This window comes from Cysteiniphilum marinum (assembly GCF_014857925.1).
Lineage (GTDB): Bacteria > Pseudomonadota > Gammaproteobacteria > Francisellales > Francisellaceae > Caedibacter > Caedibacter marinus.
In genome coordinates this window covers 1-12,286 of the sequence record NZ_JACYVZ010000005.1, presented here as the reverse complement: position 1 = coordinate 12,286, position 12,286 = coordinate 1, and the positions used below count along the sequence as shown (strand labels likewise).

General features: G+C 40.3%; 14 protein-coding genes. 9 read left to right on the top strand and 5 right to left on the bottom strand.

What is annotated here, in order from left to right; all coding sequences use genetic code 11:
- The first annotated feature begins 2 nt into the window (after positions 1–2).
- The 5 genes from plsX to IE867_RS04145 all read left to right on the top strand — a co-directional run bounded on the left by plsX (position 3) and on the right by IE867_RS04145 (position 4,522).
- On the top strand, positions 3–1,037 hold the full coding sequence (gene plsX, locus IE867_RS04165; protein WP_192483637.1) for a phosphate acyltransferase PlsX: 1,035 nt from the start codon (positions 3–5) through the stop codon (positions 1,035–1,037).
- A gap of 10 nt (positions 1,038–1,047) precedes the next feature.
- The gene (locus tag IE867_RS04160) at positions 1,048–2,013 is read left to right on the top strand and encodes a beta-ketoacyl-ACP synthase III (protein ID WP_192483524.1); all 966 of its coding nucleotides are present in this window, start codon (positions 1,048–1,050) and stop codon (positions 2,011–2,013) included.
- Positions 2,000–2,434 (top strand): GFA family protein, encoded by a 435-nt coding sequence (locus IE867_RS04155; RefSeq protein ID WP_192483523.1) that lies wholly within the window; start codon positions 2,000–2,002, stop codon positions 2,432–2,434. Before IE867_RS04160 ends, IE867_RS04155 begins: the two co-directional genes overlap by 14 nt.
- Positions 2,435–2,507: 73 nt before the next feature.
- Positions 2,508–3,722, top strand: coding sequence for a signal recognition particle-docking protein FtsY (gene ftsY, locus IE867_RS04150; protein ID WP_192483522.1), 1,215 nt, complete (start codon positions 2,508–2,510; stop codon positions 3,720–3,722).
- A 56-nt stretch (positions 3,723–3,778) separates the two neighbouring features.
- The gene (locus tag IE867_RS04145) at positions 3,779–4,522 is read left to right on the top strand and encodes a tRNA threonylcarbamoyladenosine dehydratase (protein WP_192483521.1); all 744 of its coding nucleotides are present in this window, start codon (positions 3,779–3,781) and stop codon (positions 4,520–4,522) included.
- Positions 4,523–4,692: 170 nt separating this feature from the next.
- Here IE867_RS04145 and pssA read toward each other — a convergent pair whose 3' ends face one another.
- Genes pssA through fkpB form a run of 3 tightly spaced genes read right to left on the bottom strand, consistent with a single transcriptional unit; the run spans position 4,693 to position 6,927 of the window.
- Entirely contained in the window at positions 4,693–5,457 is a 765-nt protein-coding gene (gene pssA, locus IE867_RS04140) for a CDP-diacylglycerol--serine O-phosphatidyltransferase (protein WP_192483520.1), read from the bottom strand.
- A 52-nt stretch (positions 5,458–5,509) separates the two neighbouring features.
- Positions 5,510–6,484, bottom strand: coding sequence for a 4-hydroxy-3-methylbut-2-enyl diphosphate reductase (gene ispH / locus IE867_RS04135; protein WP_192483519.1), 975 nt, complete (start codon positions 6,482–6,484; stop codon positions 5,510–5,512).
- Complete coding sequence (fkpB, locus tag IE867_RS04130; protein ID WP_192483518.1) at positions 6,484–6,927, bottom strand: FKBP-type peptidyl-prolyl cis-trans isomerase; 444 nt, start codon at positions 6,925–6,927, stop codon at positions 6,484–6,486. Before fkpB ends, ispH begins: the two co-directional genes overlap by 1 nt.
- A gap of 102 nt (positions 6,928–7,029) precedes the next feature.
- Between fkpB and IE867_RS04125 the strand changes: the two genes are divergently transcribed.
- The 4 genes from IE867_RS04125 (at position 7,030) to IE867_RS04110 (ending at position 11,222) form a co-directional block, all read left to right on the top strand.
- Positions 7,030–7,830 (top strand): hypothetical protein, encoded by an 801-nt coding sequence (locus tag IE867_RS04125; RefSeq protein ID WP_192483517.1) that lies wholly within the window; start codon positions 7,030–7,032, stop codon positions 7,828–7,830.
- A complete protein-coding gene (dprA, locus tag IE867_RS04120) occupies positions 7,820–8,893 on the top strand; it encodes a DNA-processing protein DprA (protein WP_225629953.1) in 1,074 nt (357 codons plus the stop codon). Before IE867_RS04125 ends, dprA begins: the two co-directional genes overlap by 11 nt.
- Before the next feature lie 9 nt (positions 8,894–8,902).
- Positions 8,903–9,385: a DUF494 family protein gene (locus IE867_RS04115; protein WP_192483515.1), complete on the top strand. Its 483-nt coding sequence runs from the start codon at positions 8,903–8,905 to the stop codon at positions 9,383–9,385.
- Between the two features lie 124 nt (positions 9,386–9,509).
- Complete coding sequence (locus IE867_RS04110) at positions 9,510–11,222, top strand: NAD-dependent malic enzyme (protein WP_192483514.1); 1,713 nt, start codon at positions 9,510–9,512, stop codon at positions 11,220–11,222.
- Between the two features lie 7 nt (positions 11,223–11,229).
- Here IE867_RS04110 and IE867_RS04105 read toward each other — a convergent pair whose 3' ends face one another.
- Together IE867_RS04105 and IE867_RS04100 are read right to left on the bottom strand one after the other, a co-directional pair.
- Complete coding sequence (locus tag IE867_RS04105; protein WP_192483513.1) at positions 11,230–12,087, bottom strand: hypothetical protein; 858 nt, start codon at positions 12,085–12,087, stop codon at positions 11,230–11,232.
- On the bottom strand, positions 12,065–12,286 hold a 222-nt coding region (locus IE867_RS04100), incomplete at its 5' end, for a hypothetical protein (protein WP_225629952.1). The genes IE867_RS04100 and IE867_RS04105, both read right to left, overlap by 23 nt.

Here is a 12,286-nt window from a genome sequence, read left to right as displayed (position 1 = left end):
CAATATCTTATAAAATATCTGTTGATGCCATGGGTGGTGACCATGGATTAAAAACCACCATTCCAGCCTGCCTATCTGCGCTGAAAAAATTCCCTGATTTACATATTTGTCTCGTTGGCATTGCCAAAGATATCGAGCAATTTCTAACCGCACACAAAACGCCATATGATACGACACGTCTATCAATTGTTAATGCAAATGAAATTGTCGAGATGGACGAATCTCCTGCATTAGCACTTCGCAATAAAAAAGACTCATCAATGCGCGTTGCCATTAATCTTGTTAAAAGCGACGATGTTGATGCATGCGTTAGCGCAGGCAATACCGGTGCTTTAATGGCAACGTCAAAGTTTGTGCTAAAAACACTCAATGAAATTGATCGCCCAGCAATCGTTTACGCGATTCCTTCGTTAGATCGCAAAACCAAGAAAATGAATCCTGTCTACATGCTTGATCTAGGCGCCAATGTCAACTGCTCATCAGAGCAGCTATTTCAATTTGGCATTATGGGCTCTGTATTAGCTGCAAATCTTAAGGGCACTGAGCGCCCACGCGTTGCCTTGCTTAATATCGGTGAAGAAGAAATGAAAGGCTTAGACAGCATCAAACAAGCTGCCAAGATGCTACAAAACTGTGACCATATCAACTATATCGGCTATGTCGAAGGCAATGATATTTTCTCGGCTAAAGCCGATGTCATTGTTTGCGATGGTTTTGCCGGTAATATCGCCCTTAAAACAATGGAAGGCACAGCTAAACTTATTGCTGATATGTTAAAAGATAGCTTTAACAACAGTATTTTCTCTAAGCTTGCGATGCTCATCAGCGCGCCAGTACTGACAGGACTTAAACGCAAACTTGACACCAACCAATATAATGGTGCGTCTTTGCTCGGTTTAAGAGGTATTGTGATTAAAAGCCATGGTAGTGCTTCAGCTGAAGCTTTTGAAACTGCCATTTACGAAGCAATCAAAGAAATTAAATACAATATCCCGCAAAAAACACAGGCGCAAATTGAGCGCATTATGCAGTCTTAAGGCTAGAACAATGTTTGCAAAGATCACGGGCACAGGCAGTTACTTACCCGCCAAAGTATTACATAACACCGATATTGCCAAAATGGTTGATACCTCTGATGAATGGATCACGCAACGCGTTGGTATCAAGCAACGCCATATTGCCAATGAATCAGAAACCACAGCACATATGGCAATTGAAGCTGCTAAAAATGCAATGGAACTAGCCAACATTCAAGCTCAAGATATTGACCTTATTATTGTTGCCACAGGAACAGCAGATTACATCATGCCATCAACTGCAAGCATTGTTCAAACACAAATAGGTGCACCTTGTTGCCCCGCCTTTGATATTAGTGCCGCATGCAGTGGCTTTGTTTATGCTGTTGATATTGCTAAACAGTATATTGAAAACGGCAGCGCCAAAAACGCCTTAGTTATTGCCTCTGAGCGCATGTCACGTACATTGGATTGGCAAGATCGCGCAACTTGTGTGCTATTTGGTGATGGAGCTGGTGCGATTATCCTAAGCCAAAGCGTTGAAGCAGGTATTATTGCCTCAACGCTTTATTGTGATGGTGAAGGCAAAGATATGTTAAATATCCCAGGGCTTTTAAGTAAAATACCATTTACCCAAGCCCAATATCATGCGATGTTACACATGGAAGGCAACAAGGTCTTTAAAAAGGCTGTTTCTAAGCTTAGTGATCTGGTATCTGATTTATTAACTAAAGCCAATATGTGTGACTCAGATATTGACTGGCTAGTACCTCATCAAGCCAACTACCGCATTCTTGAAGCCACTGCCAAGAAGCTTAATATGCCAATGTCACAGGTGATCATCACTCTTGAAAACCATGGCAACACGTCTGCGGCCTCCATTCCTTTGGCACTTGATCACGCCGTACGTAACAATCAAATAAAACCAGGACAGACAATACTGACCGAAGCCTTTGGCGCTGGTCTTGTTTGGGGTGGGTTTATTGCCAAGTTCTAATATGCCACAAAAAGTCAACTGTAGTTGCCTTTGTCAACGGATCCGTTTTAGCTGTGACGCTAGCAAAGTAGCAGCTTTCTGCCACTGTAGTATTTGCCAGAAATCACATGGCACACCTTTTGCTGCACAACTCTCCATTAAACCTCAAAGTCTGATGATTGAATATGGTGAACAATATTTAAAAAGCTATGCATCATCACATGATCTGCTGCGCATATTTTGTAGTCATTGCGGTAGTCGACTTTACAATATAAGCAAAGATAGACAATCCTATGCCAGCGTTGCCTTAAGCGCGATTGATAACAACAATGCTTTATTTAAAATTAAAGCGCACGTGTGCACTGACACTAAAGCAGAATATTTTCAAATCAATGATTCTATCAAACAATACCCAGATTTCTTCGGTATCAATCGCAAATAACAATAAAGCATACTTGAAAAGCCTTACTGCATCATGCAGAATGCATCTAGTTTAAATTTATACTTTGATCGACATGGGTTTATTTAACCGCTTTAAACGTAGTAATGAACAAAAAATCAAATCTCCTGATGCGCACACTATTCAAGAAGAGCAAATCCAACAAGATGTTGCAGAAGCAAAGCCTCAACAAGAAACTGTGAATGAAGTAAAAACATCAACTGTTTCAATACCCGTTGAAGCAGAAGCTGAATCTAAAGCAAACACTGATATTCAAACCCCTGAGTCATTAGCACCCGCTAGCACAGAGACGCCAGCAATAGACAATAAAGAAAAAAACATTACAGCTGAAACAGCTTACAATGATAAACGTGGATTATTTGCACGTTTAAAAGAGGGCTTGAAAAAAACACGCTCAAAACTCGGTGGTGGCATTGGTGATTTACTCTTGGGTAAAAAAGTCATTGATGATGAGCTAATCGATGATATTGAAATGCAGTTACTTACCGCAGATATTGGTGTTGAAGCAACACAAGAAATCATGGAAACAGTGCGTACTAAAGTCAGTCGCAATGAGCTACAAACTATTGAAGCACTTACCGATCTTATTAAAGAGAAGCTTAAAGAGATTATCACACCTTCTGAAAAACCATTAGTGATTGATAGCGCACATCAGCCATATGTTATTCTAATGATTGGCATTAATGGTGCCGGCAAAACCACAACAATTGGCAAACTTGCGCAGAAATACCAATCCGAAGGTAAGTCCATTATCTTAGCAGCAGGTGACACCTTTCGCGCAGCTGCGGTTGAGCAACTTCAAGTATGGGGTGAAAGAAATCATATCCCCGTCATTGCCCAACACACCGGCGCTGATAGCGCTTCAGTTATCTATGATGCAGTACAAGCAGCCAAATCAAGAAACATTGACATTGTCATTGCTGATACTGCAGGACGCCTGCATAACAAAGATAATCTAATGGAAGAGCTTAAGAAAGTCGCACGTGTCATGAAAAAGCTTGATGATACAGCACCGCATGAAGTCATGCTCGTACTGGATTCAGGTACTGGGCAAAACGCCATTATGCAGGCAGATGTATTTAATAAAATCCTATCAGTTACTGGCATTACGCTTACTAAAATGGATGGCACAGCCAAAGGTGGCGTTATTTTCGCAATTGCTAAAAAGCTTCAATTACCCATTCGCTTTATTGGTATTGGTGAGAAGATCGATGATCTTCGCCCATTTCATGCTGATGACTTTATTGATGCACTATTTAGTAAAGATTAATGCATCCATAGTATTTATCTGGCATACTACCGCAAAAAATAAATACTTAGTTTTCAATGAAACACACTGGACTTTTTGAACGCACAGCCATTCTTGTCAATGATGCTGGTATTGAACGACTAAAAGCATCACATGTACTACTTGCAGGTGTCGGTGGTGTTGGCTCCTTTGCTGCTGAAGCACTAGCGCGCGCTGGCATTGGTGAAATCACATTAGTTGATCATGATGTTGTCTCAGAATCTAACCTTAATCGCCAATTAGTCGCACTGAACTCAAATGTGGGAATGAAAAAAGCAAGAATCATGCGCGAGCGTATTTTGGATATTAACCCCAATTGCAAGGTTAATATTATCGATGGCTTCCTTCGCAAAGATGATATAGAGTTTATATTTAATAAATACTACGACTTTGTTATTGATGCGATTGATAGCCTTGTGTGCAAGGTTGCCTTTGTTGCTTATGCACATAAGCGTGGCCACAAGGTTATCTCAAGCATGGGCGCTGGTGGTAAAGTTGACCCAACACAGATTAAAGTCGCTGACATCTATCAAACAAGCATGTGTAAACTTGCCAAATTCGTACGCATTCGCTTGCGTCGCCTCAACGTCAAAAAGGGGATTCTTGCCGTTTACTCGACTGAGAGCTCATTACCGCCGCTTCCACCCGAGCCTGTTGGTGATGATAGTCGTGACCGTGCTGTTAATGGTACGATTAGCTATATGCCGGCATTGTTTGGGCTAACGATTGCCGGCATGGTGATAAAGCACCTTGTCGGTAAAAATCTACGCGCCAAGCAATAACATACCGCTCACAAACCATTTTACAATATTTCTGTCATCGAATTTCTTTCATTTTTGAGTGATTGTATTTTGCCAATAGTCCTAGCTATTACCTGCAACACAATCACACAAAAGCATTAAAAACTTCTTCGACACTGAACACCGCAAAATGATTTACGAGCGGTATAGCTCTATTTAACCTGCACTGTTTGTTTACCTTTGAATATTCGCGCAACACTCCCTGATAGCGCGTAAATCATGAATATCACAAATAAAGTAATCGATGGATCAATAAAGATAATCGCAATGATAAATACGACAAATACTGTTTGTGTAAAGACTACCTTACCCTTTAAGTCATAGTCTTTAAAGCTTCTAAACTTAATATTGCTCACCATCATCGCTGACAAGTAAAGCGTAATAATCGTTGCAAAAAATGTTACCCATCCTTCAGCAAAAGTGTGTCCAAGTGTGTTACAAAACCACACAAATCCTGCAATGGTTGCAGCAGATGCCGGACATGGTAACCCTGTAAAATAGCGTTTGCTCTCCGGAGTATTATCATCAAGCTGTGTATTAAAACGTGCTAAGCGTAAAGCAACGCATGCCAAATAAATAAATGCCACTGCCCAACCGAATTGCCCTAAATGGTTTACTGCCCAAAAATAGATTATTAAAGCAGGTGCCACACCAAAGGAGACAATATCAGCCAAAGAATCATATTCTGCACCAAATGCGCTTTGTGTATTGGTTAAGCGCGCAACACGTCCATCTAATGAGTCCATGATCGCAGCAATATAAATACATACCGACGCCAGTACAAAATGACTATTAAACGCAGCAATAATCGCATAAAACCCTGCAAACAAACTCGCTGAGGTAAATAAATTTGGCAAAACATAAATACTCTTACTGCGCTGCGTCACTTGCTTATCTAACGATTGATCATCTTTCATCGCATTATCCTTACACGTTACTTTTATTGTCTTTCACGACATTTCTAACCTATTAATCATTAATCTTAGCTTTTTTCACACTGCCAAGCTTCGTTTGTTTTAATAACTTTGGTAAAGGAAAAGTTACCTCTTCCTTAACACCTTCAAAGTCGACAACATAGGCATCGGCAAAGTGCGATTGCAAGAAGCTTACCACTTGCTGCACTAAATACTCAGGTGCCGAAGCCCCTGCGGTAACACCTGCATTGTGTTTACTGACAAACCATTCAAGTTTAATGTCATCTTTATTATCAATCAAATAGGCATCAACACCCTCTTTCTCAGCTAGCTCACGCAAGCGATTTGAGTTAGAGCTATTTTTCGAGCCAACTACTAATAAAATATCAACCTCTTTAGCTAATGCTCTTACTGCATTCTGACGGTTCTGTGTAGCGTAGCAAATATCTTCTTTCTTTGGCGAACTGACTTCAGGATATTTAGCCTTTAATGCAGCAATAATATCTTTTGTTTCATCGACCGATAAGGTGGTTTGGGTTGCAAAAATAAGCCTTGTTGGATCTTGCACATCTAGGCTTGCCACATCATCGACATTTTCAACCAAATAAATCTGACTGTACTCATTCTTATATTGCCCAAGTGTGCCCTCAACCTCAGGGTGCCCTTTGTGACCTATAAGCACACACTCAACACCAATATTACTTGCCTTTTGCACCTCTCGATGCACCTTTGTCACCAATGGGCAGGTCGCATCGTAAATTTTAAGCGCTTTATGCTTTGCCTCTTCCTCTACCGCTTGTGATACGCCATGTGCACTGAAAATACAAACAGCATGATCTGGTACTTCATGTAATTCTTTAACGAAAATTGCCCCTTTTTCTTTAAGGCTTTCAACCACCGCACGATTGTGCACCACTTCATGGCGCACATAGACAGGATGTGGCTCCAATGCAAGCACACGTTCAACAACATCAACAGCGCGTGAAACACCTGCGCAAAATCCCCGTGGGTTGGCTAAAATAATTTTCATTAGGCAAGTTCCTTATCTGAAATTTCTAAGATATCAACATCAAACAAAATTACTTGCCCTGATAATGGATGATTGAAATCAACCGTCACATCATGCTCGTGAATCTCAACGATCACACCAGGCAACTCTGTTCCATCTTTCTGTGAGAAAGCAACGATTAGGCCTTGCTCTAATTCCATCTCTTCTGGGAATCTTTTTCTTGGCACTTCATAAATCATTGCCGGATGTTTTTGACCAAAGGCATCTTCAGGCATCAACATCATTTTGCGATTCACACCCACCTCTAAACCAAGTAACTCATTCTCTACTTTTTCTGAAAACGTCCCCTTACCCATTTGGAATACATACGGGTGATCATAGTTACTTGTATCTTCAGCAATGGATCCATCTTTTAAACGGATTTTAAAATGCATCTTTACAAAGCTATCTCTTTGTATTTTCATGGAATTCCTTCGTTTTAGTTGTGCTTTTTTTGCTTTTCCCCAACATCTAGGCTAGAGTTTTAGCAGGTTACTAACGCGCACATTCTACGAGATTTATAAAAAATGCACAAATACTCCTTTGCACAACAAGCACCACTTAGCATCATTTCATATAAGTTACTGCTGCCTGTTACTTTTTTACTACTCTCCACGCTGCTCATCAAGCCTGTACAAGCCGAGTCTTTATATGAGAAATATCATACCTTTTTTAGTAATTTTTATTTATCTGACATTCCACTAAAGGATGCAGGCAAAATCATTGCTTCATCAAAAGGACAAGCACTTGTTAGCTCTGGCGATACTGTTTATGTTTCTAAAACCAATGAAACACCCTTTTACTACATTTTTTCGCACATCAATAGGATTCCTTACGCCAAGGGCAAGTATGACTATATTTTCAAACACCTTGGCAAAGCTAAATTTATTAGCAACTACCAAGGCACACTGGTCATGCGCATTATGAATATCACCCAAGAGATTAACATCGGTGATCATGCGCTGCCTTCTGATTTAGTACAAACAAAACTACCTAATGATGAAATTGTTGCTGATAGCAATATTAGCGGTGAAGTCACCCAACTAGAGGGTGAAGCTGATTTTGCCGGAACGTATCAGTCTGTCTTAATCAATACAGGACAAAGCGCAGGGCTTAAAATGGGGATGCGTGTTTATTTTGAATCACCTGCTAAAAAAGTTGATGGTTATGCCATCCCAGGGCAGTTTTTAGGACAAGGATTTGTCTATCGACTTGCTAGTCATCATGCCATAGCACTTGTAACTAATGCCAAACAAGAAGTCATGATTGGCAGCACAGTGTTAACTCAACTACCCAAACACCATGATCATGTCAAACATGAGCTTTAGTGTTTTACACACTATCCCTGGTTTTTCTTTTAAACACTATCAAAAACTTGTGAGCCTTCAAGTTAGCATTGATGACTTTCTTGCCAAACCACATAATTATCAACATGCATTAAATTTAAATCATGAAACGATTACTTTTATTCAAGAGCAAAAATTCACCTCATATCTCAAGAAACTTGAAACCTGGCTTCAATCTTCTGATAAACATCATTTAATTCATTTCATTGATACAGCATTCCCGCCACAATTAAAACAAATCAGCGATCCACCATTGAGCCTCTATGCCATTGGCGATATTGCCCTTTTAAACACACTGCAACTTGCTATTGTTGGCACGCGCCAAGCTAGTCTTTACGGCAATGAATGTATCAAAGCGCTTATTCCTAATCTGTTACACGCTAAGCTTACTATCAATAGCGGCATGGCGCTTGGCATTGATACGTTGACACATCAAGAAACACTTAATCAAAATGGCAAGACCATTGCCGTACTTGGCACTGGTGTTAATATCTGTTATCCGACACAAAACCGCAACCTCTATGCTCAAATTCAAAACCACGGTTTGGTTGTTTCTGAGTTTTTATTAGGACAAGCACCTAAGCGATTTCACTTTCCTAAAAGAAATCGACTGATCAGTGGCTTAAGCCTTGGTGTTGTTGTCATTGAAGCGGCGCACAAAAGTGGCTCACTGATCACGGCAATGCATGCTCTTGAGCAAAACCGCGATGTTTTTGCTATTCCTGGCAATATATTTCACAGCCAAAGCCATGGCTGCCATAAGCTCATTCAAATGGGTGCAAAGCTCGTTTGTTCAGCAGAGGATATTATTGATGAGCTAAATCTCACACAAACGCTCAACACATCGCAAACACCCTTTCAACAATCGTTATTACTCACCAACGAGCAACAGCTTGTTTTTGACAGTATTGGCTCAAGTTGCACCACGATTGACAAAATTATCGACACGACCAACTTAACATACGCAAAAATAACTGGCATACTGTTTGAGCTTGAGATGGAAGCGCTTATTGGCGCAGTTCCTGGCGGATATAAACGAATCTAATAAGGTAACATGAACAACAAAGCCCCTATACTACAAGTTCTCATGTCGCTGTTTAGCGATTTGCCCTACTTCGATGGTGATATGGTCAAATTGACAAACTCACAAGAGATATTGCATGAATTGCAAAAAGCAGGTCTTGCGCCACAGGCGATTGAGCAGGCAATTGCTTGGCTTGAGCGCTTTAGCAAATTCAATGACGAACCAAGAGCAGACTACCACCCTGAAACCGTACGTGTCTTCACACCACAAGAAAAGGCGATTATTCCGACAGAAAGCCTGCGATTCTTGCTTGAAGCATACTTAGCAGGTGATATTCAATCGCATGAGCTTGAATTTATTATTGAACAAATCATATCCCTTGGCACGCACACCATTACTGAAGATCAATTCTTATGGGTGTTTGAGATGACCATTGCCAACCAAGAAGATGAGCTTTTTGGTGGATTTATCCCTATCGAAGAAGTATTAACAAGATCTTTTCGTATTCACTAATCATTCCCCTGTTTTCCTTAACATTTTTTATTGCTTTATTTTAGCTATCTAACATTGCGCTTAGCATTTATAAACCTATACTCATAACTGTTACAGCATTATATCAACACAGCAAGGAGCTTATATGTTTAAGGTTATTACCAATAAAGACGGGCAAATACAAGAAATTCAAACCTCCCTTTCCGCCCATGGGCTGATGGACAATCCACTGTTAAACAAAGGTACCGCCTTTAGCAAAGAAGAGCGTGATGCGTTTGATTTACACGGTAAACTGCCAATTCAGGTTGAAAGCCTATCTTCACAACTGATGCGCGTCTATCGCCAGTTTCAAGAGAAAAATGACAGTATCCAGAAAAACATTTTTCTAAACACCCTACATGATAGCAATACAACGCTTTTTTATAAATTTTGCTCACAACATATCGATGAGGTATTACCGATTGTTTATACACCAACGGTTGGTGATGCCGTTGAGCAATACTCTAGCGAATTTAGGCGCCCTGCTGGCGTTTATCTTGCCTATGATGAACAAAAACAAATGGATAAAATCCTTGGCAATATCGCCAAAAAGCAACAGATTGATTTTATTATTGTTACCGACGGTGAGGCTGTACTTGGTATTGGCGATTGGGGCATCGGTGGCATGGATATTAGTATTGGCAAGTTAATGGTTTATATTATTTGTGCGGGTATCAATCCTGCCAATGTACTTCCGGTACAACTTGACGTTGGCACCAACAACCAAAAACTACTGGATGATCCGATGTATCTTGGCGCGCGCCATCCACGTATTATCGGCAAAAAATATGATCAATTTATCGAAAAATTTGTCATGAGTGTTAAAAAGCACTTCCCTAATGTCTATTTGCACTGGGAGGATTTCGGTCGAGATCATGCGCGTGCGATTTTAGAGACCTATCGCGATCAACTTTGTACATTCAATGATGATATGCAAGGCACAGGCATTGTTGCTACTGCTAATGTGATTTCAGCTATCAAAGCCACACAAACTAAATTTACGGATCACAAAGTGGTGATGTTTGGTGCAGGCACCGCAGGCTGCGGCATTATGGATCAAATTCTTGATGCCTTTATTGCCAGTGGCATGACAAGAAAACAAGCTTTGGATCGCTTTTATATTATTGATCGATTTGGTCTTGTCGTTGACGATATGCCTGATTTACCAGACTTTCAAAAGCCCTATGCTAAAGCAAGAAAACAACTCAAAAACTGGAATATTAATAATCAGGAGAACATTTCACTTCTTGAAGTCGTGCAAAATGCTAAAGCCACAATCTTAATCGGCTGTTCAACCGTTAAAGGTGCTTTTAACAAACCGATTGTCACTAGCATGGCACAAAATATTGAGCGCCCGATTATCATGCCATTATCAAATCCAAATTCACACTGTGAGGCAACACCTGAAGATCTCATCAATTGGACTAATGCCAAAGCCATTATTGCCGCAGGCAGTCCATTTGAACCTGTTGTTTATCAAGGAAAAACTTACCAGATATCCCAAGGCAACAATGCCTTTATCTTCCCAGGGCTTGGATTAGGTGCCATTGCCGTTAAAGCAACTAAGATGTCTGATGGCATGATTCGTGTTGCTAGCGAAACACTAGCGAGCTTCTCACCACTGCATCAATCCGTTGACAACCCCGTGTTGCCGCCCATTCACGATGCAACTATTGTCAGCAAAGCAGTCGCTATCGCTGTTGCTAAACAAGCGATTAAAGAAGGCTTATTAAGTATCAAAGCCAAAGAAACTGATGTCGAAAAACTCGTTAATAACGCACAATGGATACCTGATTACTATCCACTAAAAAAACAATAACAACGCCTTAACTCCCTGATTCACCTGCACTTGTTGCACTAATCTTAGTGGTGTTAGCTTGTGCATCAAACTCAATGCTATAGTTTGATTTTTCATTATTCTCACCTAAATCTATCCCCATATTAAGCTTTTGATTTTTACCTGCCTTATCACTACTTGCTTGGAGTGACATCTGTTGATCTGCGCCCCAAAACAAGGACTCAAGCTGAGTCGACGCTTCAATGGGCTTTATAATTTTCGTTGCAATAATACCATCAAGCATCACATATTCAGGATGACATTTCAGCATGATCCTCGTGCCTACTTTCAATGGCAAATGATATTGAGCATGCGTGATATAACCACTAACGGGAACCTGTATCAGTAGATTGCTAAACTCAGGCAATTTAACCCAATACCATGGCTCATCTATTGCTAATTGATCTAAGGTCACTCCGTCAATTGCGGGACTTTTATTTTTATCAACTACATATAAATATTGTGCTGATTTATTACTTTGCTGTTGATTTGCATCTGAGCTGCCGACAACCACACCCTCGGTCGTTATTATTAGCATATCTCTCACTTTGGGCGTAAATGCAAGATCTTGCTCTTTGAGATCAACAAATACATACTCTGAAACAAGCGTATGTGTTGCTGAATAATATCTTTTAAGGTCTGCGGCTTTCATCTTTCCAAGGCAAACACCCTCATTGTTTGCTTGATGAAGACTCATCATCAATTTAAATGAATGCAGTTGAGCAGATTTATCACCGAATAAATTTAAGCTTTCACCATCAGCTAACGGTAAATTCAAATCCATTTGATCAAGTGGAAATATTCGCCCTATAAAGCTTGGCACACTACAGGACACCGCCTGAGTCATTCAATGTAATCTTTAACGCTTTTGGTTTAAATACCATTCTGATCGAGCTAAGTATTTTACGTGGGTTAATGATGATCTCACTAATGGCTTTAATAATAAAATCTACTCCAATGCGCACAATAGAGTATTGAGGATAACCGTGTTTTTTAAGCTTTCTGGGTTGATCTTTTAGCAATATATCTCCTTGTCTATATGCCCA